Origin of the sequence: Pseudomonas sp. ANT_J12, from assembly GCF_008370045.1 — a bacterium.
GTDB lineage: Bacteria > Pseudomonadota > Gammaproteobacteria > Pseudomonadales > Pseudomonadaceae > Aquipseudomonas.
Genome location: NZ_VOBN01000004.1, coordinates 346,824 through 373,316, shown reverse-complemented (window position 1 = coordinate 373,316; position 26,493 = coordinate 346,824). Strand labels below are relative to the sequence as shown.

The 26,493-nt window shown below is 61.4% G+C and carries 20 protein-coding genes and 1 tRNA gene; all 21 read left to right on the top strand.

What is annotated here, in order from left to right; all coding sequences use genetic code 11:
* Window positions 1-79: 79 nt before the first annotated feature.
* Window positions 80-156, top strand: a tRNA-Asp gene (locus FQ192_RS12565).
* A gap of 382 nt (window positions 157-538) precedes the next feature.
* A complete protein-coding gene (locus tag FQ192_RS12560) occupies window positions 539-1,048 on the top strand; it encodes a sigma-70 family RNA polymerase sigma factor (RefSeq protein WP_149658886.1) in 510 nt (169 codons plus the stop codon).
* Window positions 1,045-1,995 (top strand): FecR domain-containing protein, encoded by a 951-nt coding sequence (locus FQ192_RS12555; RefSeq protein WP_149658885.1) that lies wholly within the window; start codon window positions 1,045-1,047, stop codon window positions 1,993-1,995. Before FQ192_RS12560 ends, FQ192_RS12555 begins: the two co-directional genes overlap by 4 nt.
* 67 nt (window positions 1,996-2,062) lie before the next feature.
* Window positions 2,063-4,486 carry a TonB-dependent receptor gene (locus tag FQ192_RS12550; RefSeq protein ID WP_149658884.1) on the top strand — a complete coding sequence of 808 codons (2,424 nt, stop codon included), beginning with the start codon at window positions 2,063-2,065 and terminating at the stop codon, window positions 4,484-4,486.
* Window positions 4,487-4,848: 362 nt separating this feature from the next.
* Window positions 4,849-6,225 (top strand): diaminobutyrate--2-oxoglutarate transaminase, encoded by a 1,377-nt coding sequence (locus tag FQ192_RS12545; RefSeq protein ID WP_149658883.1) that lies wholly within the window; start codon window positions 4,849-4,851, stop codon window positions 6,223-6,225.
* Window positions 6,226-6,433: 208 nt separating this feature from the next.
* Window positions 6,434-8,215: an IucA/IucC family siderophore biosynthesis protein gene (locus tag FQ192_RS12540; protein WP_149658882.1), complete on the top strand. Its 1,782-nt coding sequence runs from the start codon at window positions 6,434-6,436 to the stop codon at window positions 8,213-8,215.
* Window positions 8,208-9,410, top strand: coding sequence for a type III PLP-dependent enzyme (locus FQ192_RS12535; RefSeq protein ID WP_149658881.1), 1,203 nt, complete (start codon window positions 8,208-8,210; stop codon window positions 9,408-9,410). The genes FQ192_RS12540 and FQ192_RS12535 overlap by 8 nt, the downstream gene beginning before the upstream one ends.
* The gene (locus FQ192_RS12530; RefSeq protein WP_149658973.1) at window positions 9,407-10,822 is read left to right on the top strand and encodes a DHA2 family efflux MFS transporter permease subunit; all 1,416 of its coding nucleotides are present in this window, start codon (window positions 9,407-9,409) and stop codon (window positions 10,820-10,822) included. The genes FQ192_RS12535 and FQ192_RS12530 overlap by 4 nt, the downstream gene beginning before the upstream one ends.
* A 17-nt stretch (window positions 10,823-10,839) precedes the next feature.
* Window positions 10,840-12,699, top strand: a complete 1,860-nt coding sequence (locus FQ192_RS12525) for an IucA/IucC family siderophore biosynthesis protein (protein WP_372242340.1) — start codon at window positions 10,840-10,842, stop codon at window positions 12,697-12,699.
* A complete protein-coding gene (locus tag FQ192_RS12520; RefSeq protein WP_178129102.1) occupies window positions 12,693-13,466 on the top strand; it encodes an HpcH/HpaI aldolase/citrate lyase family protein in 774 nt (257 codons plus the stop codon). Before FQ192_RS12525 ends, FQ192_RS12520 begins: the two co-directional genes overlap by 7 nt.
* Before the next feature lie 4 nt (window positions 13,467-13,470).
* A complete protein-coding gene (locus FQ192_RS12515) occupies window positions 13,471-15,300 on the top strand; it encodes an IucA/IucC family siderophore biosynthesis protein (RefSeq protein WP_149658878.1) in 1,830 nt (609 codons plus the stop codon).
* Window positions 15,290-16,204, top strand: coding sequence for an ABC transporter substrate-binding protein (locus FQ192_RS12510; protein WP_149658877.1), 915 nt, complete (start codon window positions 15,290-15,292; stop codon window positions 16,202-16,204). Before FQ192_RS12515 ends, FQ192_RS12510 begins: the two co-directional genes overlap by 11 nt.
* Entirely contained in the window at window positions 16,201-17,190 is a 990-nt protein-coding gene (locus tag FQ192_RS12505) for an iron ABC transporter permease (protein WP_149658876.1), read from the top strand. The genes FQ192_RS12510 and FQ192_RS12505 overlap by 4 nt, the downstream gene beginning before the upstream one ends.
* Complete coding sequence (locus tag FQ192_RS12500; protein WP_149658875.1) at window positions 17,183-18,214, top strand: iron chelate uptake ABC transporter family permease subunit; 1,032 nt, start codon at window positions 17,183-17,185, stop codon at window positions 18,212-18,214. The genes FQ192_RS12505 and FQ192_RS12500 overlap by 8 nt, the downstream gene beginning before the upstream one ends.
* Window positions 18,215-18,226: 12 nt before the next feature.
* Window positions 18,227-19,018 carry an ABC transporter ATP-binding protein gene (locus FQ192_RS12495; RefSeq protein ID WP_133836944.1) on the top strand — a complete coding sequence of 264 codons (792 nt, stop codon included), beginning with the start codon at window positions 18,227-18,229 and terminating at the stop codon, window positions 19,016-19,018.
* Window positions 19,015-19,800 carry an IucA/IucC family C-terminal-domain containing protein gene (locus FQ192_RS12490; protein WP_149658874.1) on the top strand — a complete coding sequence of 262 codons (786 nt, stop codon included), beginning with the start codon at window positions 19,015-19,017 and terminating at the stop codon, window positions 19,798-19,800. Before FQ192_RS12495 ends, FQ192_RS12490 begins: the two co-directional genes overlap by 4 nt.
* Window positions 19,797-20,432, top strand: coding sequence for an RraA family protein (locus FQ192_RS12485; RefSeq protein ID WP_149658873.1), 636 nt, complete (start codon window positions 19,797-19,799; stop codon window positions 20,430-20,432). The genes FQ192_RS12490 and FQ192_RS12485 overlap by 4 nt, the downstream gene beginning before the upstream one ends.
* Window positions 20,433-20,781: 349 nt before the next feature.
* Window positions 20,782-23,613: a xanthine dehydrogenase family protein molybdopterin-binding subunit gene (locus tag FQ192_RS12480; protein WP_149658872.1), complete on the top strand. Its 2,832-nt coding sequence runs from the start codon at window positions 20,782-20,784 to the stop codon at window positions 23,611-23,613.
* Window positions 23,606-24,145: a (2Fe-2S)-binding protein gene (locus tag FQ192_RS12475; RefSeq protein ID WP_123403637.1), complete on the top strand. Its 540-nt coding sequence runs from the start codon at window positions 23,606-23,608 to the stop codon at window positions 24,143-24,145. Before FQ192_RS12480 ends, FQ192_RS12475 begins: the two co-directional genes overlap by 8 nt.
* A 3-nt stretch (window positions 24,146-24,148) precedes the next feature.
* Window positions 24,149-25,384, top strand: a complete 1,236-nt coding sequence (locus tag FQ192_RS12470) for a cytochrome c (protein ID WP_149658871.1) — start codon at window positions 24,149-24,151, stop codon at window positions 25,382-25,384.
* Window position 25,385: 1 nt separating this feature from the next.
* The gene (locus FQ192_RS12465; RefSeq protein WP_149658870.1) at window positions 25,386-26,345 is read left to right on the top strand and encodes an XdhC family protein; all 960 of its coding nucleotides are present in this window, start codon (window positions 25,386-25,388) and stop codon (window positions 26,343-26,345) included.
* Window positions 26,346-26,493: the final 148 nt, after the last annotated feature.

Below are 26,493 nucleotides of genomic sequence, written 5' to 3'. Positions count from 1 at the left end.
AGGTTTTACCTGGTTCGAGATTGAAAGCCTCGAAGCTTTCAGTCAGACGAGTTACTTGAGCGAAAGCTCAAAGCGATACGCAGCGGTAGTTCAGTCGGTTAGAATACCGGCCTGTCACGCCGGGGGTCGCGGGTTCGAGTCCCGTCCGCTGCGCCATATCTGCCTCAAGGCCCACTGAACGCCTTGGAGCTACGAAGAAAAGCCGCTGGCTGACTTCGAGTCGATAGCAAAGACCCTGGTCGAAAGACCGGGGTTTTTTGTGTCTGCGATTTGGCTTTTCCTTCCTTTGCCCTGGCCTTCAGGGATTCGCATCCGCCGACCCAGCGCGGATCAGCAATGAATTCTGACGTTTCGTGATAATTCCCCTCAATGGCCCGCAGCCCTGACCAACCGGTGCTTACGCGCCGTAATCCCCCTCTGTCAGTCACTTATTCAAGTATTTACTGGGTGCAAACCGCACAAAGCGCTTTATTTGAAGTCCCATCACTAATTAGAATGAGTCGCATTTAAAATATTTCTTCGCGCAGGGTTCCTTTAGATGAGTGATGCAGCGATGCCGACGGGGCAAACCTTCCACGACCTGTACCGCGACCACCGTGGCTGGCTGGAAAGCTGGTTGAGTCGACGCATGGGCAATGGCTGTGATGCGGCAGACCTCAGTCAGGATACGTTCGTGCGCTTGCTCGCCAGCTCCCAGCGCATCGCAGACCTGCAAGAACCCCGCGCCTACCTGGCCACAGTCGGCAAGCGACTGCTGACCAACTTCTACAAGCGCCGCAGCCTCGAACAAGCCTACCTCAATGCCTTGGCGTTGCTGCCGGAGGACTGCGTGCCGTCCCCGGAACAGCGCTGGATCCTCCTCGAAACCCTGCAAGCCCTGGACGAATTGCTCGATGGCTTGCCAAGCCCGGTGCGACGAGCGTTTCTCTGGAGCCAGCTGGAAGGCCTGGGCTACTCGGAAATCGCCGAACGCCTGCAAGTCTCCGAACGCACGATCAAGCGCTACATGGCTCAGGCCTACGAACATTGCCTGCTGGTGGAGCTGTGATCGGTTCGCCGCCGTCAGCCGAAGCCCGTCAGGTTGTGCGGGCCGCCGCGCAGTGGCTGGCGCTGATGGAGTCCGGTAGCGCCAACGAGCGGGATCGCGCCAACCTGCAGAGCTGGCGCGATAGCCATTCCAGCCACGAGCAGGCCTGGCAGAAAGCGCAAATGCTGCGCCAACGCTTTGCCGATTTGCCGCCGGCACTGGCCATGGCCAGTCTGGATCGCCCACAAGCCAGTCGGCGCACGGTGCTCAAGCGCGCCGTCGGCGCCGTGGCGCTGGTGCCGACCGCCTGGCTGATCAGTCGGCAGTTGCCCCTGGACGTCTGGCGCGCCGACCTGCGCACCGCGACCGGGGAGGGCAAGAAAGTCCAATTGGCCGATGGCAGCTCGTTGCAGCTGAACACGGCCACCGCCGTCGACATCGACCTGAAAAACCGCCTGCTGAAACTCGTAGAGGGTGAAATCGCGCTGAAGGTGCCTGGGACCTCGCCGCTGAGGATCCAGACGCGCTTCGGGCAAGTGCTCGTCAGTCAGAGCGAAGTGTGCGTGCGCCAGGGTCAGACGGGCTGCAAGGTGTCGGTCCTTAAAGGTTCGGTGCAGTTGCAGCCTTTGCGCGGACCGGTGTTCTCGTTGCGCGGTGGCCAGCAAGTCAGTCTTCAAGCGACGGGCGCCGGCAATGTGGAGCCATTCGATGTGCTCGCCCCAGGCTGGCGCGACGGCGTGCTGATGGCGCAGAACCAGCCGCTGGGGGATTTTTTGCGCGAACTCAGCACCTATCGCCCAGGCGTGTTGCGCTGGGAACCTGAGCTGGAATCCCTGCGCGTCACCGGCAGTTTCCGCTTGGAAGACACTGATCGCATCCTTGCATTGTTAGCGGCCAGCCTGCCGCTGGAGGTGCATTCGCGTACGCGTTATTGGGTAACGCTGCTGCCGCGCAAAAATATTGCTTAGGGCGTGTCCCCTTTTTTTGCGTCGCTTGTCATTCAAGGCAAGTGAAACGAAATCAGAGAGATTCTCAATGCCCGCAGTGATGCCTTGCAGTACGCGTCTGACTCCCTCCAGGCTGCGCCCGTTGTTGCACTTGAGTCTGTTGTTGAGCCTGAGTGCCTGTCCGTTGTTCATCACTGCCGGTTGGGCCGCAGATGCGTCCAAACGCAGCTACCAAGTGCCCGCAGGCAGCCTCAGCGCCGCGCTGACCCGCTTCGCCGGGTTGGCCGGGGTCAATCTGTCGGTGGACCCGGCGCTGGTCAGCGGGCGCAACAGCCCGGGGCTGTCCGGTGACTTCGCGGTCGAGGAGGGCTTTGCCCGGTTGTTGCAGGGTTCCGGTCTGCAATTGCAGCCGGTGGGGGATCAGGCCTACATCCTGACCCCGGCACCAGACGCCGGCAGCCTGCAACTGGCGCCGACTTCGATTCTGGGTGCCACGGGCGGGTCGGACGCCGAGGTCTATGCCGGTGGCCAGGTCGCGCGCAAAGGTTCGCAAGGAATGCTTGGCTCCAAAGACTTCATGGAAACGCCGTTCAGCATGACCACCTACACCGCCGAAGCGGTGAAGAACCAGCAGGCGAGGACCTTGGGCGACCTGGTGGCCAGCGATCCATCGGTTCGCGCGACCAACCCGGCGGGTGGGCGTTATGAGCAATTCACCATTCGCGGGCTCAGCCTGTTCAACAGTGATGTTTCCTACAACGGCCTCTACGGCGTCCTGCCGACCTATACGATCGATATGGAGATGGCCGACCGCGTCGACATCATCAAAGGCCCGAGCCAGCTCATCAACGGCATCTCGCCGCGTGGCAGCGTCGGTGGCGGGATCAACGTGGTGCCCAAGCGCGCCACCGACAAGCCGATCACCTCGTTCACCGGCAGCTACGCCTCCAATAACCAACTCGGTGGCGCGGTGGATATCGGCCGGCGCTTTGGTGAGGATGACAAGTTCGGGATTCGTTTCAATGGCGTGAAGCAGTCCGGCGACACGGAATGGGATCACCAGAGTGTCGACCGCGACATGGCTGTACTGGGCCTGGATTTTCGCGGCGAACGCTTGCGCCTCTCGACGGACGTCGGCCACACCGAGCGTGATACCGATGCGCCGCAGGAGCGTGTGATCGTCGGCGCCAACGCCCAGGTTCCCCATGCCAGCGAAGTGCGCAACAACTATGCGCAGCCCTGGAGCAAGGCGCGGACCAAGGACACCTTCGGCACGTTCAGTGGTGAGTTCGATGTCAGCGACTCGGTCATGCTGTACGGCGGCGTGGGCGCACGTAAAAGTAATCATGACTTTCTGCGTCACGCCGTTTCCGTCACCAACGACGCCGGCGATTTCAGCGTCCAGCCCCGTGACTTCACCCGTGACGAGAATGTCCGCACAGGCAATTTTGGCGTACGCAACTGGTTCCATACCGGTCCGGTAAGCCATGAAATCAACCTGGCGGCCAGCTACTACTACATGGACTTCGAAAACGGCGGCGCCCGTTATGCCTCCGCCCCCAGCAACCTCTACAACCCGGTAGAAACCCCGACGCCCAACAGACCTACGCGACAGGATCCGAAGGTCTACACCGAAAACCGATCCACCGGCGTGGCGCTGTCCGACACCCTGGGCTTCTTCGATGACCGCGTGCTGCTGACCCTCGGCGCCCGCTGGCAGCGCGTGAAGGTTGACGACTGGACCGATAACGTCAGAGGCGACACCGCCTACGATGAAGAAAAGGTTTCGCCGTCGGGCGGCATTCTGTTCAAGGCCACCGACAAGCTGTCGCTGTATGCCAACTACATGGAAGGCTTGAGCCAGGGCAAGATCGCACCGTCGACCTCGGTCAACGAAGACGAAATCTTCCCGCCGTTCATCAGCCGTTCGGTCGAGGTTGGCGCCAAGTACGATGCGGGTCCGTTCGCCGTGACCGCCGCCGTGTTCCGCATCAAGCAACCGGCCTACGAGACCAACGCCAACACGCGGGTGTTCGGCCCGAACGGCAAACGCGAAAACACCGGTGTGGAAGTGAGCATGTTCGGCGAACCGCTCGATGGCTTCCGCCTGCTCGGTGGCGTCATGTACATCGACAGCGAATTGAAGAAGACCACCGACGGCCTCTTCGACGGCAACCGCGCCCCAGCCACGCCGAAATACAACGTCAACCTCGGCGCCGAATATGACGTGCGCAGTGTGCAAGGCCTGACCCTGACCAGCCGCGCCATCTATTCCAGCTCGCAGTACCTGGACCAGTCCAACGTCAAGGAAATCGACGCCTGGACGCGCATGGACGTCGGCGCTCGCTATGCGTTCAAGGTCGACGACAAGAACATCACCCTGCGCGGCAATATCGAGAACGTGGCGAACAAGCGCTACTGGAGTTCCGCCGGGGCTTCGGATGACAGCGAGCCAGGCTTGACGCTGTCGACACCACGAACCTATCTGCTGTCGGCGACTGTCGACTTCTAAATCGATGCAACCGTGCGCTGCGCCACAAGGAAGGGCGCCGTCGGTTGTTTCATCCGTTTATTCCTGCAGAGGAAACATCCTATGTCCATCTTCACTTGATGATCTATCGCGATACTTTTCTATAAGTTAGTGCCGGTTCGAAGGTAATAACAAAGTTGTCAGATTTATAACAAGAACATGGCCGGATAATGGCACTGGTGATCGCTTGAACAAGTTCCCATAACTTGTGGTTTTGTGTGCGTGAACGGTTTTAATAACCGATTATCGAGTTGTGTAAATATTCCCAGAAAGAGCGATCAAACAGTTGCGTCATTTTGCAAATGGGAATAGTTTTCATATCGAAACTTATCGAGGATAAACCGATGTTGAATGATGGCGTATTGCACTCTAATCCATTGCAAAAAACCAATGCCGACTATCTGGCTCGACAAAGCAAGTTCGAATCCAATGTACGCAGTTATCCACGCAAGTTACCACTGGCAATCGCCAAGGCCCACGGAGTATGGGTCACCGACGTCGAAGGCAATAGTTACCTCGACTGCCTCGCCGGCGCTGGCACCTTAGCCTTGGGCCACAATCACCCGGCCATCATGGCCAGCCTCGACAGTTTCCTCGCCTCGGGCCTGCCGATGCACACGCTGGACCTGACCACCGTGGTCAAGGACGCCTTCAGCGAAACCCTGCTCAGCCTGTTGCCGAACCGGGGCCGCGATTACTGCCTGCAATTCTGCGGGCCGTCCGGGGCGGATGCGGTGGAGGCGGCGCTGAAACTGGCCAAGACCTATACCGGGCGCAACAACATCATCAGTTTCTCCGGCGCCTACCATGGCATGACCCACGGCGCCCTGGCCCTGACCGGCAATACTGCGCCGAAAAATGCTATCGCCAGCCTGATGCCCGGGGTGCAGTTCATGCCATTCCCCCACGAATACCGTTGCCCGCTGGGGATTGGCGGTGAGGCCGGGGTCGAGGCGCTGACCCACTATTTCACCCAGTTCATTGAAGACGTCGAAAGCGGCGTGTCACTGCCGGCAGCGGTCATTCTTGAGGCCGTGCAAGGCGAGGGCGGCGTCAACTGTGCCCCGGCGAGCTGGCTGCGGGCGATTCGCGAGGTAACGCACAAGCACGGCATCCTGCTGATTCTCGACGAAGTGCAGACCGGTTTCGGTCGCACCGGCAAGATGTTTGCCTTCGAACACGCTGAAATCGAACCCGACCTGATCGTCATGTCCAAAGCCGTCGGTGGCGGTTTGCCGATGGCAGTGCTGGGCATCCGTCGCGAGTTCGACGCCTGGGAGCCCGGCAACCACGCCGGCACTTTCCGCGGCAACCAGATGGCCATGGCCGCCGGGCTCGCGACATTGCAGGTGCTGCAACAGCAAAACCTCGCTGGCCAGGCCGAACGCCGTGGCCAGTGGCTCAAGGACCGACTGGTGGAGTTGCAAGCGCATTACCCGGCGCTTGGCCAGGTGCGCGGTCGCGGCCTGATGCTGGGCATCGAGATCGTCGATGAACGTGAGCCGGCGGATCGCCACGGGCATTTCCCGATGGACCCGACACTGGCCGTGGCCATTCAGCAACAGTGCTTTAAACAAGGTCTGCTGCTGGAACGCGGCGGACGCAAGGGCAATATCATCCGCTTGTTGCCGCCCTTGATTATCGATGATGAACAATGCCAGCAAGTGATCCAGCGTTTTGATAACGCCATGGCCGCCGCTTTATTGCAATTGCGTCCTTGAGTATTTAATCGAAGTGTTTAACACATCGCCAAGTTGCAGTTTGATGACGCTGGCGCGCATCACTTTGGTCGTCGTCTGATTGTTTAAAAGGTTCAGTGAAGTGAAGTCGTTACGTGGGGTTTCGTCGGCCATTAAAACGGTCGATCAACAACTAATTTTTTCGCCATATAACGTGTCCAGTGGCCTCGCGGGCTACGGTGGAGCACCCATGAATCATCCAAATCGCAGTGTTTTACCGAATATGGTCAGCGAGCTGGCGACAACGTGCGCGTTGCTTAATTGTTTAATTAAAGAGTTCGCCTTGCCGGAAAACTGCCTCAGTTACAGTTGGCCGACACAGATGCAAGGCATCGCCCCGGGCAGTTACCTCGAAGGCCTGGAATGGAAGGGCATTCCCCTGACCATCAACCTGCCCAACCAGCAGCAGTTCTTTGTGATGGTGGACCGTCGTGATGGGCTGGGCAGTCACCGTTACCTGTCGGACGTCTACGCCCGGCGCGGTGAAGGCGACTGGTCGAGCCTGCGGTTTGCCGAGTTCGTCGAGCAGTTGCTCGCCGCGTGCGAACACATGACCCGCGCCAGCAACGACGAGTTGCTGGATCAGGTGTTGCAGAGCCAGTTGCTGACCGCCGCTATCGTCGGCCACAACACGCCGATGGACGCCGACCCGCTCAGCGGTTACCTAGCCAGCGAGCAGGGCTTGTGGTTTGGTCATCCGAACCACCCGGCGCCCAAGGCGCGGCTGTGGCCGGCGCATCTGGCCCAGGAAACCTACGCCCCGGAATTCCAGGCGCGCACCGCGATGCACTTGTTCGAGGTGCCGATGGAAGGGTTGAACGTGGGTGCCAATGGCTTGAGCAAAGCCCAGGTGCTGGCCGGTTTTGCCGATCAGTCCCAGGCCCGGCCGGGGCACGCGGTGATCTGCATGCACCCGGTGCAGGCGCAACTGTTTATGCAGGACGGTCGGATGCAACGTCTGTTGAAAGACAAAGACATCGTCGACCTGGGCGCCACGGGTCTGATGGCCAACCCCACGGCGTCGATCCGCACCTGGTACATCGAAGGTCATGAGTTCTTTATCAAGGGCTCGCTGAACGTGCGCATCACCAATTGCGTCAGGAAAAACGCCTGGTACGAGTTGGAAAGCGCGCTGATGATCGACCGTATTTTCCGCAACCTGCAACTGACCCAGCCCGAGACCCTCGGCGGGTTGTCGGTAGTGGCCGAACCGGGCCTGCTGAGCTGGGCGCCGCACAGCGCCAGCGAAGCCGATAACCATTGGTTCCGCGAACAGACCGGGGCGATCCTGCGCGAGAACTTCTGCCTCGACACCGGCACCGACTGCAGCATCATGGCCGGTACGCTGTTCGCCCGGGGCCTGCATTTGCGGCCGTTGGTCCACGAATTCCTCACCCGCTTCAACGGCAACGACATCGACGATCAGCAGTTGTTGAGCTGGTTCGACGACTATCAGGCGCTGTTGCTGCGCCCGGTGCTGGCGCTGTTCTTCAACCATGGCATCGTCATGGAACCGCACCTGCAAAACAGCGTGCTGGTGCACGACAACGGTCGCCCGCAACGCCTGCTGCTGCGGGATTTCGAAGGGGTGAAACTGACCGAGGAACTGGGTGCGTCGAAGATCGACACCGACGTTCATCCGCGGGTCCGCGAGTCGCTGCTCTATTCCCGCCAGCAGGGCTGGAACCGCATCGTCTATTGCCTGTTCGTCAACAACCTGTCCGAGGCGGTGCTGGCCCTGAGCTGGGAGCGCCCGCACCTGGCACCGCTGATGTGGCAACGGGTCGAGCAGCAACTGATCAGCATCCGCGCCGAATTGAGCCGCGCGGCACCGGAGCTGGATGCGCTGATCGCCGGCCAGCCGATTGCCTGCAAAACCAACCTCAAAGTGCGGCTGGCGGCCAAGGCGGATCGTCAGGCCGGCTACGTCACGCTGGTGTCCCCATGGGGCAAGGAGGCTCAGCATGGATAAGCTGCCCGCCACGGTATTGGCCGCCATCGACGAAGCCCGCACACAACAGGAAGATCCGTTGGCGCTGTTCATCTATGACCTGGACGCGTTGAAACAACACGTGACTCAGGTGATGGCGGCGCTGCCCAAAGGCGTCGAGCTGTACTACGCGATCAAGGCCAACAGCGAACCGCAGATCCTCGCCACCGTCGCGCCGTTGGTGCACGGGCTTGAGATCTCCTCCGGCGGCGAGATCGATCGCGTCCAGGCCTGCCCAACGCCCAAGCCCTTCATCTTCTCCGGCCCCGGCAAACTGGATTCCGATCTGCGCTCGGCCTTGCAGCATCAGGTCGAAGCGATCCACATCGAAAGCCTGAATGAAATCGTCCGCCTGCAACGACTGGCGCTGGAAGCGGGGCGGGTGCAGGACGTGTTGCTGCGGATCAACCCGGAACTGCCGGCGCCGCTGTCGAGCAAACTGGCGATGGCCGGCACTGCGACGCCGTTCGGCATTGATGAGTCAGAACTGGCCCAGGCCGTTAGCTGGGTGGATAACGCCAGTCATCTGCGGCTCAAGGGCTTTCATGTGCATGCGATGTCCCATCAGTCGCTGGTGGAACGCCACGAACAACTGCTTGATCTGTACCTGGAACGCTGGCCGCAATGGAAGGCGTTGTCGGCCAGTCCGGCGACGATTACTCACCTCAATGTCGGCGGCGGCATCGGTGTGAATTACCTCGGTCCGCAGCAGTTTGATTGGCAGCGCTTGTGCGCGCACCTGGGCGAGTCCCTGGCGGCGTGTGCCGATGCGCCGATTGTGCGTTTCGAGCCCGGTCGATTCATCAGTGCGTATTGCGGCTACTACGCCATTGAAGTGCTGGACAGCAAAACCAGTCATGGCAAGCACTTCCTGGTCTGTCGTGGCGGCACTCACCACTTCCGTTTGCCGGTGGCTCAGGGGCACGATCACCCGGTCATTCATCTGCCCCAAAACCCTGTAACGCCGGGCGCGGTGGCGCAGAAGTGGACCGTGGTCGGGCAACTCTGCACGCCCAAGGATGTGCTGAGTCGCGATTGCCTGCTGACCGGCGTCGAGGTCGGCGACATGCTGGTGCTGCCGCTCGCCGGCGCCTACGGCTACAACATCTCCCACGCCGATTTCCTCTGCCATCCACGACCGCCGCAGCTGTTTGCAGGAGGCGCCTCTTGGGTTTGACGGTGGCCGCTCCGCGCTGGCTGGTGGTGGTCAATGTGCTGTTGGGCACCTTGACCGTCAGCCTCAACAACAGCTCGCTCAACCCGGCGTTGCCGGCGTTCATGACCGCTTTCGATATCGGCCCGGTGCTGGCGACGTGGATCGTCGCGGCGTTCATGGTGAGCATGGGCATGACCATGCCGCTCACCAGTTTTCTCAGCCAGCGGGTAGGGCGCAAGCGCCTGTACCTGTGGGGCGTGGCGTTGTTTGTCTGCGGCTCGCTGATGGGCGCTTTCGCCAACTCCATCGCATTGGTGATCACCGCTCGCGTGGTGCAAGGGATTGCCAGCGGGCTGATGATCCCGTTGTCGCTGGCGATCATCTTTTCGGTGTATGCCAAGGGCGAGCGCGGCCGGGTCACCGGTTTGTGGGGTGCAGCGGTGATGCTGGCGCCGGCATTGGGGCCGTTGTGCGGCAGCCTGATGCTGGAGTGGTTCAGCTGGCGTTCGTTGTTCCTGATGAATGTGCCGATCGGCATTGTCGCGCTGATGCTTGGCGTGGCGGTGCTGCCGGCGTCGGAAGCGTCCGAGCGCAAACCGTTCGACCTGGCGGGTTACCTGCTGATTGCGGCGGGCATTGGCCTGTTGATGATTGCGGTCGGTCGTTTGCGCCACGCTGATGCTCTGACGGATCCGCTCAACCTCGGCATGTTGCTGGCGGCCATCGTCTGTCTGGTCGCTTTCGTGAAGCTGGAACTGAACCGCACCTCGCCGCTGCTCAATCTGCGCATCTTCGCCCTGCGGGGTTATCGCCTGAGCGTGATCATCGCCGTGGTGCAGTCGGTGGGCATGTTCGAGTGTCTGGTGTTGTTGCCGCTGCTGGTGCAAGTGGTGATGGGCTACAGCGCGATCTGGACCGGTTTGTCGCTGCTGTGCACGGCGGCGTTTGCCAGCCTGCTCGGCAACCTTGGCGGTCGCTGGCTGGATCGATACGGGCCACGGGGCGTAGTGCTTTGGGGCTTGCTGATGACCGGTGCCGCGACACTCGGCCTGGGCCTGCTCGGCGCCGGGTCCTCCATCGCCACGGTGTTCTTCCTGATGATGGTGCGCGGCGCCGGACTCGGGCTGTCCTACATCCCGATCACCACCGCCGGGCTCAACGCCTTGCCCGAACCGATGGTCACGCAAGGCGCGGCGATGAACAACATTTCCCGACGCCTTGTGTCATCGCTGGCCATCGTCATTGCTTCGCTGTGGCTCGAGTTTCGCCTGGGGGAGGGGCTTGATTCCGCCGCCACGCCAGGAGCGATCAGCGAAGTGTTCATGGCCACCGGCCTCCTGGTTTTGCTGGCGCTGCCCTGCGCCTGGCGTTTTCCCGTACATGAACCCGACGAGCCGGCCGAGGCATTGCCCTCGGCCCTCGAACACCGTTAATTCTTTAATCGATAGGTATGACCATGGCGACCTCTTCTCAGGCAACACCTCAGGCTCCAGGCGTCTGGCTGGCGACCACCGACACCCAGCGCTACCAACAAGTGGAACAGCGGGTGGTCGGGCAACTGCTGCAAACCCTGCTGTATGAAAACGTACTGCCGTATCGCCACTCACTGCTGAGTGGCAGTCAATACCGGTTTGTCGTCAGCGGCATCGATGCGCAGCAACAGCCCGTGGAGTACCACTGCACCGGTTTGCTCAGCGCCAGTTTCGAACTGATCCGCCTCGATTACCCGAGTCTTGAGCGCGTGGATGCCAACGGCAAACACAGCCAACCGCACTTGCATCAAGCCTTGGCCGAATTGCTGAGTGAGCTTCAGGACAGCCCACACCTGCCGCGCTTCACCCATGAACTCGAACAGACCCTGCTCAAGGATTTGCAATCGCGCAGCCAGGGTTATCAAGCGGCCATGCCAAGCCACCAACTGGACGTCGATGCGCTGGAACAGCACTTCATGGACGCCCACAGCTATCACCCTTGCTACAAGTCGCGCATCGGTTTTTCGCTGAAAGACAACGCCAATTACGGGCCAGAGTTCGCCACGCCGGTGGCCATCGTCTGGCTCGCCGTGGCGAAAACCTGCGGGGCGATGAACATCTCCCAGCACCTCAATTACAACGACTTCATCCAGCAGGAATTCGGCCTTCAACGCTGGCAAGCACTGGCTGAAAGCCTCACCGACCAAGGCAAGTCCATGGGCGATTACTGGCTGATGCCGGTGCATCCATGGCAGTGGGAAAACGTCGTCGTCCCGGTGTTCTACCCGGAACTGGTCAGCGGTGAAATCATCCACCTGGGCACCACGGATGATCGCTACAAAGCGCAGCAATCGATCCGCACCCTGGCCAACGTCACGGACAAACAGCGGCCCTACGTCAAGCTCGCGCTGAGCATGACCAACACCTCCAGCACGCGCATTCTGGCGCGGCACACGGTGATGAACGGCCCGATCATCACCGACTGGCTGCACCAGTTGATACGCAGCGACAGCACCGCCCGCGACCTCGGTTTTGTGATTCTCGGCGAAGTGGTCGGCGTCAGTTTCGATTACGACCATTTGCCCGCCACGCGCATGTCCCAAGCCTACGGCACCCTGGGCACCCTGTGGCGCGAAAGCATTCATCAATACCTGGAAGCCGACGAGCAAGCGGTACCGTTCAACGGTTTGAGCTCGGTGGACAATCGCTACGGCGACGGTGAACAGACGCCGTTTATCGATGCCTGGATCCAGCAATACGGCCTGCACGCCTGGACCCGTCAACTGGTGCAGGTCGCGGCATCGCCGATCATTCACATGCTCTACGCCGAAGGCATCGGCATGGAATCCCACGGCCAGAACATCGTCCTCATCGTCAAGCAGGGGTGGCCGCAACGCATCGCCCTGAAAGACTTCCACGACGGCGTGCGTTATTCGCCGCAGCACCTCGGCCGTCCCGACCTGGCCCCGAGCCTGGTACCGCTGCCCGCCAGCCACGCCAAGCTCAACCGCAACTCGTTCATCCTTACCGACGACGTGGATGCGGTGCGCGACTTCTCCTGTGATTCGTTCTTCTTCATCGCCATGGCCGAGATGGCGATCTTCCTGCACCAACACTATCAACTGGCGGAAAGCGAGTTCTGGCAGATGACGGCTGAGGTCGTCACCGGTTACCAGGAAGCACACCCGCAACACCGCGCGCGTTATGAAGCATTTGATGTGTTCGCGCCGTTCTATGAGGTCGAGGAACTGACCAAGCGTCGTCTGTTGGGCGATGGCGAACGTCGGTTCAAAAAGGTGCCGAACCCGCTGCACGCCTTCCGGCCGCAATCATGCTGAGGACCAATCTGCTCAAGCAGAAACTCCAGAACGGTGAGTCGGCCTACGGGCTGATCAGCTCGATTCCGTCGCCGGCATCCATCGAGTTGATTGCCGAAGCCGGGTTCGATTTCGTGATCATCGACATGGAGCACGTGCTGATCAACCCGGAAACCGTGGAGCACATGATCCGCACCGCCGAGAGCTACGCGCTCACGCCGCTGGTGCGGGTCGCGGACCTCAACCCGAAGACCCTGCTGCGCCTGCTCGATGGCGGCGCCCAGGGCATCGTGTTGCCGATGATCGAAGGCCCCGAGCCTTTGGCCGAAAGCATCCGTGCCTGCAAATACCACCCGCTGGGCGGCCGCAGTCTGAATGCCGGGCGTCCCGGTGCGTTTGGCAAGCACAGCCTCGCGGAGTACATCGGCCTGGCCAATGAGCAAATCATGATCGTGGCGATGATCGAGAGCGCCGAAGGCGTGCGGCGCGCGGCGGAAATTGCCGCGGTGCCGGGGCTGGACATGATCCTTGAAGGGGCGGCGGATTTGTCGCAATCGATGGGCCTGCCGTGGCAGATCGACCGCCCCGAAGTGCAAGCGGCGTTGCTCAGTGCCTGGCAAGCCGCTAACGCGGTGGGCGTGCCGTACTGCGCGATTCCACGCCAGCCGGGTGACCACGAACGCTGGTTGACTCGCGGCGTTAACAGTTTTGTTTTGGGTGACGAGCGTGGCATCGCTTTTCGTGCCCTCCAGGCCAAGTTGGCCGCCACTTCAGCAGAAGGAAAATAACCCGATGAACTTCACCACAATGGCCGCCGACAGGGTGATGCAGGATCTGGTCGATTGTTTGCTGGCCGAACACTTTTTCGGGACCGAACCGCTGAACCTGACGGCGCCCGCTGCCGATCAGCCGTTTACCGGGTTGAGTGCCGAACAGCGCATCTGGGAATGGCGCGGTTCAATCCTCGTCGCCCTGCGCCCCGGCATCACTCAGGTCTGGGAGAAAGTACCGGGCACGCCGGTGTTGGGTCGTGAAAATGGTCAACTGACCGAACTGTCGCCCGAAGCCTTCATGACCCAAGTGCTGGCCGGGATGACCGACCGCTATCAGGACAATGAAAAGGGCTTTGCGCTGTTTCTCGACGTGCTGCGCACCAGCGTGCGCCAGACCGAGTTGTCCCTGGCCCATCGGGTCAACAGCGAGCACTTGCTGGAAAAGAGCAACGCCGACTTTTTCCTGACCATGGAGCAATGGGCGTCGCTGCGTGATCGTCCTTACCATCCGCTGGCCAAAGCCAAACAGGGGTTGAACGACGCGGAATATCAGCACTACCAAGCCGAATTTGCCCGGCCAGTGGCGCTCAATTGGGTCGCCATCGACCGCACCTTGCTGCAATGCGGCGACGGCGTGACGGACCTGGCGCAACAAAGTCCCGCCGACTACTTGTTGCCATTCGCGCTGCACGCCGGCCTGCAACACGAGATGCAGCAGCGGGGCATTTACGAAAGCCATATCGCGCTGCCGGTGCATCCGTGGCAGTTCGATCACGTGCTGGAAGCGCAACTCGGCGACGCCTTCGCCAAAGGTGACTGCCAGCGTCTGGACTTCACCGACGGTGACTTCTTCGCCACCTCGTCGTTGCGTTCGATGACCCCGTGCATCAACAGCGCCGACTACCTCAAATTGCCGATGGCGATCTATTCCCTGGGTGCTTCGCGTTACCTGCCGGCAGTAAAAATGATCAACGGCGGCTTGAGTGAAAAGCTGCTGCGTCAAGGCGTGGACAAAGACGAAACCCTGCAACAGAAACTGCACCTGTGCGATGAAACCAAGTGGTGGGCGTTCATGCCGCCGGACGCGACCCTGTTCGACGAAGCGCCGCGTCACCTGGCGGCCATGGTCCGTGGCTATCCGCCGGCGCTGTTGGAAGATAAAGACACCCGCCTGATCCCCATGGCCGCCCTTGGCACGCCGCTGCCGGGCAGCAACCAGCACTTCTTCGGTGACTGGATGAGCTACCGTCAACTGCCGGCCAATGCCGCGTCGGTGATGACCCTGTTCCGCGAGCTGGCTCACAGCTTCTTCGACATCAACCTGCGGATGTTCCGCATCGGCATGCTCGGCGAGATCCACGGGCAAAACGCGGTGCTGGTGTGGAAGGCCGGTCATGCCCAAGGGCTGTTGCTGCGCGATCACGATTCGCTGCGCGTCTTCGTGCCGTGGCTGGAACGCAACGGCCTCGCCGATCCGGCGTATCGACTGAAGAAGGGCCACGCCAACACCCTGTATCACGAGCGTGCGGAAGACCTGTTGTTCTGGTTGCAGACCCTGGGCATCCAGGTCAACTTCCGCTCCATCATCGAAACCCTGGCGCTGGTATACACCTTGCCGGAACGCGGTTTGTGGACCGCGATGGGCGAAGTGTTGAACGAGTTGATTGACACCATCGACTTCGACCCCGAAGCTCGCGCGATGATTAAACAGCAATTGTTCGAAGCACCCCACTGGCCGCAAAAACTGCTGCTCACGCCAATGATCGAGCGCGCGGGCGGCCCCGGCAGCATGCCGTTCGGCAAAGGCCATGTGGTGAACCCCTTCCACCGGTTGAATAATGAAGCCTGAACCACGATGTCAGCCCTCCAGGCGCACGCTGTTGCGCCTGTCTTTGGGGATGCTTGCACTGAGGTACTCGATACCGGCATGGGCGCAAACCGACGCCGCGCCGCTGCGGGTGATCACCTTGTTTCAAGGGGCCACCGACAGCGCCGTGGCGTTGGGCGTTACGCCGTGCGGCATTGTTGATTCCTGGAGCGAAAAACCGACCTATCACTATTTGCGTTGGGCGTTGGAGCAGGTGCCCCATGTCGGGCTGGAAACCCAGCCGAGCCTTGAGGACATCGCGCTGCTGAAGCCGGACGTGATCGTCGCCTCGCGCTTTCGCCATGAACGCATCGCCCCGTTGCTCAAGCAGATCGCCCCGGTGGTGATGCTGGACGAGGTCTTCGAGTTCAAGAAGACCTTGGCGCTGATGGGCATCGCCCTGTACCGCCAGCAGCAAGCCGATGAGTTGCTCGGCCAATGGCAACAGCGTGTGGCGCAACTGCGCCTGCAATTGCAGCAGACGTTCGCCGGGCGCTGGCCGCCGACGGTGTCGATTCTGGATGTGCGCGAAGACCACATCCGCAGCTATTTGCCGGCGAGTTTTCCGGGCTCAGTCATCACCGAGTTGGGCTTTGACTGGAGCGAAGCGAGCAGGGCGGCGAGCGGGGTGTCGATCAAACTCACCAGCAAGGAAAGCCTGGCGGTGGTGAATGCCGATATTTTCTTCATCTTCTTGCGCGCGGAGAAAGCGGCAGTGCAGCGAAACTACGAAAGCCTGGTGCAGCACCCGCTGTGGCAGCAAATGCGCGCGCCGCAGCAAGGGCAGGTGTGGCGGGTCGACGGCGTGGCCTGGAGCCTGTCCGGCGGCATGCTCGGCGCGAACCTGATGCTCGATGACGTGGCGCGTCTGGTCGCTGCCTCATGAGCAACGGGTTAAAGATGTGGAGCGCGGGCGTGGTGTTGCTGTTGAGTTGCGTACTGAGCTTGGCGGTCGGCGCGACGTGGATTCCGTTGTCGCAGATTTTCGCCGCGTTTGTGCATCCCGATCCATTGAGCGTCAGCCATGTGCTGGTGACCACCACGCGCCTGTCGCGAACCTTGATGGCCATGGCGGTGGGCGCGAGTCTGGCGGTGGCCGGCGCCTTGATGCAGGCCTTGACGCGCAATCCCCTGGCGTCCCCCGGCCTGTTCGGGATCAACGCCGGGGCGACGTTTTTTATCATCCTCGGTTCCTCGCTGTTCGCCCTGGCGTCGCCTGATGCGTGGCTGTGGTGCGCGTTTCTCGGCGCGGCGGTGGCGGGCACTCTGGTGTGGCTGATCGGCAACATGGGGCAGGGCAGCCTCAGCCCATTGCGCATCGTGCTGGCGGGCGCGGCGATGGCGGCGCTGTTTTCCGCGTTCAGCCAGGCGTTGCTGGTGGTGAATCAGGATGGGCTGGACACGGTGCTGTTTTGGCTCGCGGGGTCGCTGACCGAACGCAGCCTGTCGGTCGCTGCGCCGTTGCTGTTGTGCGGCGTGCTCGGCTTGTTCGGGTCGATGTTGCTCGCGGGGCAGGTCAATGTGCTGAACGCGGGCGAAGAGATTGCCACTGGCCTCGGACAGCGCACGGGTTTGATCCGCTTGATGATGGCGGTGCTGGTGGTGTGTCTGGCGGGCAGTGCGGTGGCGTTGGCCGGCAGTATCGGGTTTATCGGTTTGCTGGTGCCGCACATGGTGCGCAAGGGCTTTTCCATCGACCATCGCTGGATGTTGCCGGGATGTGCGCTGCTCGGCGCGATTGTTTTGCTGCTGGCGGACACCTTGTCGCGGGTATTGATCCTGCCGCAAGAGGTGCCGGTGGGCGTCATGACCGCGCTGTTCGGCGCGCCGTTTTTCATTCTGTTGGCGCGGCGTGGAGGTCGTTATGGATAAGGTCCTGACCTGGCGGCGCAGAGGGTTTTCCCGGCGGATCAATGTCGCGACGTTGTGGCGGCTGTTGGCTGCTGTGATGGTGACCGCGCTGATCATGCTTGGCTCGCTTTCCCTGGGCAAAGTCATGCTCTCGCCCCTGGAAGTGCTGCGGATCTTGCTGTCGAGCCAGGACGCGAGCCTGACGTTTATCGTCGAGCAACTGCGCTTTCCGCGCCTGCTGCTGGCGGCGCTGGTGGGGGCGGCGTTGTCGGTGTCCGGGCTGATCCTGCAAAGCATTATTCGCAACCCGTTGGCCTCGCCGGATTTGCTCGGTATCACCAGCGGTGCGAGTGCGGCGGCGGTGTTGTATCTGTCGTTCTTCTCGGTGGCGCTGGGTCAGCAGTATCTGCCGCTGGCGGCGATGCTCGGCGCCGGGTTGGCGGCATTGGCGATCTATCTGCTGGCCTGGAAACAAGGGACTTCACCGCTGCGGCTGGTGTTGATTGGCGTCGGCATCTCCGCGATGTTGACCGCCGCCACCACCTTCATTCTGGTGTTCAGTCCCTTGACCACGACCCTGTCCGCCTATGTCTGGCTGACCGGCAGCGTGTACGGGGCCAGTTGGCCGGAACCGTTGGCATTGGGTTCGTGGTTGCTGGGCATTTGTCCGCTGCTGGTGTTCCTGGCGCGGCAGGTGATGGTGCAACAACTGGATGACAGCCTCGCCCAAGGCATCGGCGTGCGCGTGCAATGGCTGCGGGCCGGTTTGTTGCTGGTCAGCGTGGCGTTGGCCGGGGCGGCGATTGCCTGGGGCGGGGCGATTGCGTTTGTCGGGCTGATAGCGCCGCACATTGCCAAGCGCCTGGTGGCGTCGGGGTTTGGCGGTCAAGCGGTGATGGCGGCGTTGGTCGGGGCCAATCTGGTGGTGCTGGCGGATCTGGCCGGGCGCACGCTGTTTTTGCCGCTGGATTTGCCTGCCGGGATCTTTGTCGCCGTGCTCGGCACACCCTTTTTTCTCTATCTGTTGATTAAACAACGTCATTAAGGAATTCAACGTATGACGTCGATTGCAAGTCGCGGCCTGACCCTGAGTTATCAGCGCCAGGTGATTATTGACGCGCTGGACATGCAACTGCCCCAAGGCAAGATTTCGGTATTGATCGGCAGCAACGGCTGCGGCAAAAGCACGCTGCTCAAATCCTTCGCCCGGCTGCTGAAACCGCAGCAGGGTTCGGTGATTCTCAACGGGGTGGATATCCAGCAAAAGTCCACGGCGGCAGTGGCCCGGGAACTGGCGATCCTGCCCCAGACCCCGAGTGCGCCGGAGGGCATCACTGTTCGCCAATTGGTGGCGCTGGGGCGTTATCCGTACCAGAGCTGGATGCAACAGTGGTCGGCGGAAGACGAAGCCATGGTCAACCGCGCCCTGGCGCAGACCAGTTTGCTGACCCTGGCGGATCGCCCGGTGGACGCATTGTCCGGTGGCCAGCGCCAGCGGGCGTGGATCGCCATGACCCTGGCCCAGGACACCGGCATCGTGCTGCTCGATGAGCCGACCACGTTCCTCGACCTGGCGCACCAGATCGAAGTGCTGGACCTGTTGCGCGACCTCAACCGCCTCGAAAACAAAACCATCATCATGGTGCTCCACGACCTCAATCTCGCCTGCCGTTACGCCGACCACATGGTCGCCGTGCACAACCAGACCGCGTTCGCCCAGGGCCGGCCCGATGAGGTGTTGACCGAAGCGTTGGTCAAAACCGTGTTCGACCTCAATTGCCGGATCATCCCCGATCCGTTTTTCGGCACGCCGTTGTGCATTCCATTTGGCCGGGAACTGCCGCAATGAATCTGGCGGGGCATTTCACCGAGACGGAATGGGCGGTGCTGTCCGGCGGGTTGCGGCTCAAGGACAGCAACGAGCGCGACCCGTTGCGGGCGCTGATGGCTCGGGAGTTGTTGCAAGAGGACGTCTGCGTGCAATTGCTGGATGCGTTAGGCCCGGTGATCGGCTCGCCAACCCGGGCGATTACTGCCTCGCTGTTGGGCAAGCGTTTGTCGTTCCTGGCGACCGGCGCGTGTTTGTATGCGATGTCGGTGTATGACAAAGGGTTGCTGCTGACCCTCGACAACACGGTGGTCGAATACGGCCACGATGATGGGTTGTGGACGTCGTCGTTTCCTTTGCTTCACGGTCAGCCGCTGACCTATGGCGCTAACGAGCGCGAAGCCTGGCGGGAAGCTTTGGTGCAGGGACTGTTCGCCGGATTGCTGAAACCGTTGTGGCAGACCTTCAACAAAGTCACGGGTGTGTCCCGGCGCATCCTCTGGGAAAACACGGCGGTGCGCGTGTATTCGCTGTATGAAAAACGCATGGCGAAAATCGACGATCCAGTGATCCGCGAACGTTGTGAAGCGGACTTTCAGTGGCTGCTGACCCAGGCCGAGCCAGCGTTGTTCGGTCTCGATTACAACCCGTTGAGCCATTTCCGCCGACCGCCGACGTTGGTGGACGATGGGCAACGCAGCATTCGTTTTCGCCGCACCTGTTGTTTTTATTACCTGGCCACCGAGCCTGCGGAATATTGCTCGACTTGCCCACTGCTGCGCCCGGGGAAAAAGTGCCGATGAGTTATCAGATCAACCCTCGCCAGCAACATTTCGATGCGCTGTTGCTCGAAAAATACCGATCGATTCCGGCCTCCACCCTCGGTCACTTTTCCGACCAAGGCTTCCTGCGCGGGATCAAACCGTTGTTCAACAACATCCGCATGGTCGGCAACGTGATCACGGTCAAAGTCTTCCCGCCGGATGGCAGCGTTTTGCGTGAGGCGTTGTTGCTGAGTGAGCCGGGGGATGTGCTGGTGATTGAATGTGTGGGCGACGCTGAGTGCGGTTGTTGGGGTGAGTTGCGGACGTTGGCCGGGTTGATTAAGGGGTTGGCCGGGGTGGTGGTGTCCGGGGCGGTCACGGATGTCAGCGCGCTACGCCAACATGGATTGCCGGTGTTTTGTCGCGATGTCAGTGCGTTCACCACCCGGGGCATTGGTGCCCAAGGGGAGGTGAATCAGCCGATTCAGATTGGCGAAATTCAAGTTCATCCGGGCGATCTGGCCATCGGCGACGATGACGGCGTCTTCATCCTCGACGCCGGGCGAGCCGCCGAGCTACTGCCCGAATTATTAGCCAAAGAAGAAACCGACCAACGCCGCCGCGCGGAATTCCTCCAGAGACTCGCAACCCGGCATACGCAAAACCTGTAGGAGCGAGGCTTGCCCGCGAAGCTTTTAGCGCCAGTGAGGACGCCTTCGCTGGCAAGCCTCGCGCCTACAGGGTTCTGCGTTTTCATCGATGGTGATCTGCGTTTTTCATCGATAGAGCGCAGCATTTCCCCGATTTATTGCCGCGCAACGCCGCAATACTTTGATTCCTTGGTCAGTTTTTTTGTAACAGGTTGTTTGCCGCAAGCGCAGAAACCTTTAAAGTTAACCTTTCGGTCAGCTTTGCACTGTCTATTCAGCCTTTTGCTTCGTCCAAAAGCGCTCCTGCAAGACGCGAGATCCCCAGAACATAACCAGAAGGGCGGACCCATAACCGCCCAGAGGATGATCCATGTCCAACCGTGAAATATCCCGGCGCTCGTTCCTTCAGGGCGGGCTGGTGGCGGGTGTGAGCGTGACGCTTACACCGCTCAGCTCCCAGGCGCTGGCGGCCTTGATGGAAAACAGCGTGACCGTGCCGTCCGAGCAATGGCTCGGCAACAACGGCAAGGCGCGCCAACGTAACGACGCCTTGTCCAAGGTCTGCGGCAGCAAAGTCTTTGCCCGCGACATCCGCGCCAAGGACATGCCGGGCTGGCCCCAGCAGCAGGGCCACGCCATGTTGCTGAAAATCACCAAGGCCGACCGCATCTACGCCGGCTATGACCTGGCGTGGCTCGGCGCCGACTTGCAGCCCGACCGCATCGTCACCGCCGCCGACCTGGACAAGGACGGCATCGTCTTCCCGGAAGAGCACGCCCCCGATCCGCTGCTGCCGGAAGGCAAAGTGCCGATGTTCATCGGTCACCCGGTGGCGATTCTGATCTGGAACGATTTCGAGCGGTTCCGCCAGGCCAAGGCCAAGCTCAAATTCAATGACAAAGCCATCCGCTACGGTGCCCAAGTTCCGTTCTACGAAGGCGATCCCTACGGCAGCTTCCGCTATGTGCGTGTCGGCGGCGCGACCTCGGCGGACGAAGACGAATTCGCCAGCCTCAAGGATTCGATCCTGTTCCCGATGCTGAAAAACCGTCGCCCGGTGTGGAATTCCCAGCCGGACCTGCACGGCAACCTGACCGAGCGCGGATTGTTTTACGCCGACCGCATGAAGCAGCAAATCGACAGCCCGCCGGACAACTGGCTGGTGTTCGACGAACGCTACAAAACCCCGTCGATCGAGCCGGCCGCGATGGAGCCGGACAACGGCAACGGCTGGTACGACCCGGCGACCAAGACCCTGCACTTTGTGGTCGCCACCCAATGTCCGCTGGAAGCTGCCACCGAAACCGCGAAGATGATCGCGCCGTCGCGTTTCGGCCTGGCCAACCTGAACATGCACCCGGGCTACACCGTCGGTTACGGCTCGAAAGACCACAACATCTTCGTCTACTACGCCGCCCTGGCCGCGTTGTACGGCGCCGGTGTGCCGGTGCGTCTGGCCAACGACCGCTACGAGCAGTTCCAGAGCGGCATCAAGCGTCACCCGTTCGACATCCGCTACCAACTGGCCGTGGACAAGACCGATCACAGCTTCCAGATTTTCCGCGCCGAGATGAGCGTCGACGGCGGCGGACGGATCAACTACAGCCCTTCGGTGGCGGCGGTTGGCGCCACGGCGGCGCAGTCGATCTACTACATGCCGCAGAACGATTTGCAGGTCACGGCTTACCATTCCCGCGCCGTTGAAGCGGGTTCGATGCGCGGCTACGGCACCCTGCAAAGCATGGCCTCCACCGAGATGATGGTCGATGAAATCGCCGGTCGCCTCGGCATCGACGCCATCGACCTGCGCAAGAAAAACGCCATGCTCTCAGGCATGAAAAACACCCAGGGCGCGGTCCCGGCCGGTGCCTTGCGCCTGCACGAAATCCTCGACAAAGCCGCGGTCCACGAAGTCTGGAAAAACCGCGACCTGATCAAGCTTCAGCGTGAAGCCGCCGACCCGGATCACTGGTATGGCGTGGGTTTCGCCATCTGCCAGAAAGACTTTGGCACCGGTTCCGAAGCGCCGATGGCCAGCATCGAATTCACTGCTGAAGGGCACGTGACCCTGCGCCATATCGGCATCGAAATCGGCACCGGCATGTCCACCTCCCAAGCCTTGGTGGTGGCGGATTTCATTGGCATCCCGGCCACGGAAGTGAAGACCGGCGAAACCGAATGGAAAGAGTTGCAGCTGATCACCGGCGGCAACCCGTACATCATGAGCCAGGCCGAGCAGGACGGTTTCCTGCGCAACCCGCGCTGGGTCGGCAAACTCGCCTCGGCCTCGTCGGCGACCAACTCCGCGTACTACTTCAGCCACGCCACCCGCGAAGCGTCCCGCGTGCTGTTCAACCACGGCTTGTGGCCGGCGGCGTTGCAGATCTGGGGCCAGGGCCCTTACGGCGGCCAGGCCAACCCGTACGTGGTGCGCCGCGAAGACGCGCATTGGGTTGACGGCAAACTCACCGCCAACGGCATGCAGCCGCTGAGCTTTGAGCAATTGGCGAAACACGCCCACGAAAAAGGCCTGGTGACGGGCGCGACCGTGCACGGTTTCAACCGCTGGAGCTGGGCCGAGGCCGAGTTCAGCATCGACGGTGTGCGCGAACGCCTACCGCTGGATGGCTTGGCCGTGAAGTACGGCGACGGCGCGCCAAACGCGAAGAAAGCACAGATGACCAGCAACGGTTTCCACCTGCTGGATCGCCAGAACGTGCACTACCCGGACACCCAGTTGAACAACGCGGCGGTGACTTACTACAGCCCGGTCGCGACGCTGGTGGAATTGAAAGTGAACAAGGGCTCGGCCGAAGTGCAAGTGCTCAACCATCACTCGTGGGTCGAGTGCGGTCGGGTGCTGGTGGAAGAACTGGTCAGGGGCCAGCTCGAAGGCGGGATCGCCATGGGCATCGGCCATGCGCTGCTCGAAGAGATGCCGCTTTACGAAGGCGGGCCGGGGGAGGGTGACTGGAACTTCAACCGTTACCGCTTGCCAATGGCGCGCCACGTTGCGGTGTGGAACCAGACCGCCGAGATCCTGCCGCCGCTGTCGCCGAGCGATCCATCCAAGGGCATCGCCGAAGTGTTGATGATCCCGGTGGTCGGCGCCATCGGTAATGCCGTGGCCCACGCCATCGGCAAACGGGTCCGCGACCTGCCCATCACTTCCGCACGCATCAAGGAGGCCCTCAATGGCTAACCGTCCGTTTCAACTGACCCTCAACGGTCAATCCGTCGGCCCGGTGGACATCCCTGATGACCTGCCGATGATCGATTACCTGCACGAATACAAAAACCTCACCGGCTCGCGCCTCGGCTGCGGCCAGGGCATCTGCCATGCCTGTGTGGTGATCGTCGATAACCCGGACGGCACCAGCGAAGAAGTGCGCACCTGCATCACCGGCGCGCACTATTTCGAAGGCAAGAAAGTGCGGACCATCGAAGGCCACGCGACCCGCGACGAGCAAGGCAAGGTCACCGAGCTGAACCCGATCCAGCAGCGTTTCGTCGATGAATTCGCGTTCCAGTGCAGCTACTGCGCGCCGGGTTTCGTCAACGCGGCGACGGTGTTGGTGGAAAAGCTGCAGCGTCAGCCGATCGTCAAAAGTCAGCTGGAAAAAGTCATCGAGGACAGCCTCGGCCACCACATCTGCCGCTGCACCGGCTACGTGCGCTATTACAGCGCCACGCGCAACGTGCTGACCGATCTCGGCCTGGTCAAGGAGGGTTAAGCCATGAACCGTTTACTTTCCCGTCTGGCATTGGCGGTTGGCTTGGCTGCGCCAGTGTTGCTGGCTCACGCGGATGATCAAGTGAAGCGCGGCGAATACCTCGCCCGCGCCGCCGATTGCATGGCCTGCCACACCGCACCGGGCGGCGCGCCGTTTGCCGGTGGGCTGCCGATCGTTTCGCCGTTTGGCACGATCTACGGCACCAACATCACCCCGAGCAAAGAGCACGGCATCGGTTTGTACAACGATGACGAGTTCTTCGCCGCGCTCACCGAAGGCAAGCGTCGCGATGGCGCGAACCTGTACCCGGCGATGCCTTACACCTCGTATCACCTGATGCCGCGCGAAGATTCGGACGCGATTCATGCGTATCTGAAAACCGTCGAGCCCATCGAACGCGCAGCCCCGGTCACTAGACTGAGCTTCCCGTTCAACGTGCGCCTGGGCCTGATGGGCTGGAACATGCTCTACGGCAAGGACGTGAAACTGGCGCCCACCGACGGCAAAAGCGAGGCGTTCAAGCGCGGTGAGTACATGGTCGAAGTGCTCGGCCACTGCGGCGAATGCCACACCCCTCGCGGCTTGCCCGGCGCGATGCAGCAGGACAAACGCCTGACCGGCGGCCTGCTCAACGGCTACCTGGCGCCAAGCCTGTTGGCGACGGACCTGGCCGCTCGTGGCTGGAATCAGCAGGACCTGAGCACCTTCCTCAAGCACGGGATGAGCGCCCAGGGCACGATGTTCAACGAGATGTTCCCGGTGTTCCACAACAGCACCCAAGGCCTCAGCGACCCGGACCTGGCAGCCATGGCCACGTACCTGCTGGGCGATCCTGCCCCGGTGGCGAAGGTGCTGACTGAAGTGCCGCTGGAGCAGATGAGCCCCAGCGCCCAACGCGGTCGCCAGGACTACCTGAACGTATGCGCCGGTTGCCACGCGCCGAACGGCGAGGGCAAACCGCACATCGCCGTGGCCATGCGCGGCAACACCACGCTGCGCCTGGACGATCCGCGCAACCTGCTGCGGGTGATCGAGGACGGCATCGGCGAGCAGAAATTCGCCGGGTTCGAACGCATGCAACCGATGCCGGGGTTTGCCGACAAACTCAGCCATGAGCAACTGACCGATCTGCTGAATTACCTGCGTCAGGGTTGGGGCGGTCAGGCTGCTGAGTTGGCGGTGAGCGATGTGCAGAAGCTGCAAGCGGACGCACCACCGACCGAGCACAAGGCGCACTGACATGCAGCATCTCGATCTGCAAGTGGTGCGCCGGGCGCTGGAGTGGTCTTGCGCCGGTCAGCGGGTGTGGCTGTGCACGGTGCTGGCCACTTACGGCTCGGCGCCGCGCGCGCCGGGGTCGTTGTTGGCGGTGAACGTTGAGGGGCAGTGGATCGGTTCGCTGTCCGGCGGGTGTGTTGAGGAGGATTTCCTTGAGCGCGTTGCCGAGGGTTTGTTCGATCAGTCCGTCAGCGTGGTGCGTTACGGGGCAGGCGACGGGGTGAGTCTGCCCTGTGGCGGCGTGCTCGATGTGCTGGTGGAGAAGCTTGAGCCGGATTGCGAAGTTCAGGCGCATCTGCGGGAGCTGGAGTCGGCGCTGTTGGGTCAGCGTCGGTTGATTCGCGAGGTCGATCTGGCCAGCGGTGCGCGCGCTGTGTTTGCTGACAGTGAGCAAGGTGTGCGTATCGAGCGCGAGATTGATCGAGTGCGCGTGCGGATCGGTGCGGCGCAGCGGTTGTTGCTGGCCGGATATTCCAGCGTTGCCCAAGCGTGTGCGGAGTTTGCCGTGGGCCTGGGGTTCGAGGTGATTCTGTGCGATCCCCGGGATGAAGTGCTGGACGGCGTGGTGCTGGACGGCGTCGAAATTCGTCGCCAATTGCCATCGGTGTTTATCGCCGATGGTGGCTGCCACAGCGACACGGCGGTGGTGGCGCTGACCCACGATCCACGCATTGATGACCTGGCGATGATGGAAGCGGTGCGTACCGATGCGTTTTACATCGGTGTGATGGGGTCGATGCAAACGTCGCAAAAGCGCTTCGAGCGGTTGCGCCGGATTGGTGGGTTGGGCGATGCCGAGTTGGCGCGGATTCATGCGCCGATTGGCTTGAACCTGGGCAGCAAGACCCCGGCGGAAATCGCCCTGGCAGTCTTGGCCGACATCCTGCGAATCCGCAGCGGTATTCCACGGAATCAGCTGTGACCCCTTGTAGGAGCAAAGCTTGCTCGCGATGAGGCCATCACAATCAACATCTTTGTTGGCTAATGGTCCGCCATCGCGAGCAAGCTTTGCTCCTACAGAGTCGTAGCGCCATCCCGCAGGATCGCCTCTAATCCCTGTAGGAGCGAGG

Coding starts and splice junctions, on each gene's coding strand:
- FQ192_RS12470 (WP_149658871.1), top strand. CDS start 24,149: ATGAACCGTTTACTTTCCCGTCTGGCATTGGCGGTTGGCTTGGCTGCG.
- FQ192_RS12490 (WP_149658874.1), top strand. CDS start 19,015: ATGAATCTGGCGGGGCATTTCACCGAGACGGAATGGGCGGTGCTGTCC.
- FQ192_RS12485 (WP_149658873.1), top strand. CDS start 19,797: ATGAGTTATCAGATCAACCCTCGCCAGCAACATTTCGATGCGCTGTTG.
- FQ192_RS12495 (WP_133836944.1), top strand. CDS start 18,227: ATGACGTCGATTGCAAGTCGCGGCCTGACCCTGAGTTATCAGCGCCAG.
- FQ192_RS12500 (WP_149658875.1), top strand. CDS start 17,183: ATGGATAAGGTCCTGACCTGGCGGCGCAGAGGGTTTTCCCGGCGGATC.
- FQ192_RS12560 (WP_149658886.1), top strand. CDS start 539: ATGAGTGATGCAGCGATGCCGACGGGGCAAACCTTCCACGACCTGTAC.
- FQ192_RS12520 (WP_178129102.1), top strand. CDS start 12,693: ATGCTGAGGACCAATCTGCTCAAGCAGAAACTCCAGAACGGTGAGTCG.
- FQ192_RS12540 (WP_149658882.1), top strand. CDS start 6,434: ATGAATCATCCAAATCGCAGTGTTTTACCGAATATGGTCAGCGAGCTG.
- FQ192_RS12525 (WP_372242340.1), top strand. CDS start 10,840: ATGACCATGGCGACCTCTTCTCAGGCAACACCTCAGGCTCCAGGCGTC.
- FQ192_RS12545 (WP_149658883.1), top strand. CDS start 4,849: ATGTTGAATGATGGCGTATTGCACTCTAATCCATTGCAAAAAACCAAT.
- FQ192_RS12550 (WP_149658884.1), top strand. CDS start 2,063: ATGCCCGCAGTGATGCCTTGCAGTACGCGTCTGACTCCCTCCAGGCTG.
- FQ192_RS12480 (WP_149658872.1), top strand. CDS start 20,782: ATGTCCAACCGTGAAATATCCCGGCGCTCGTTCCTTCAGGGCGGGCTG.
- FQ192_RS12465 (WP_149658870.1), top strand. CDS start 25,386: ATGCAGCATCTCGATCTGCAAGTGGTGCGCCGGGCGCTGGAGTGGTCT.
- FQ192_RS12475 (WP_123403637.1), top strand. CDS start 23,606: ATGGCTAACCGTCCGTTTCAACTGACCCTCAACGGTCAATCCGTCGGC.
- FQ192_RS12515 (WP_149658878.1), top strand. CDS start 13,471: ATGAACTTCACCACAATGGCCGCCGACAGGGTGATGCAGGATCTGGTC.
- FQ192_RS12505 (WP_149658876.1), top strand. CDS start 16,201: ATGAGCAACGGGTTAAAGATGTGGAGCGCGGGCGTGGTGTTGCTGTTG.
- FQ192_RS12510 (WP_149658877.1), top strand. CDS start 15,290: ATGAAGCCTGAACCACGATGTCAGCCCTCCAGGCGCACGCTGTTGCGC.
- FQ192_RS12535 (WP_149658881.1), top strand. CDS start 8,208: ATGGATAAGCTGCCCGCCACGGTATTGGCCGCCATCGACGAAGCCCGC.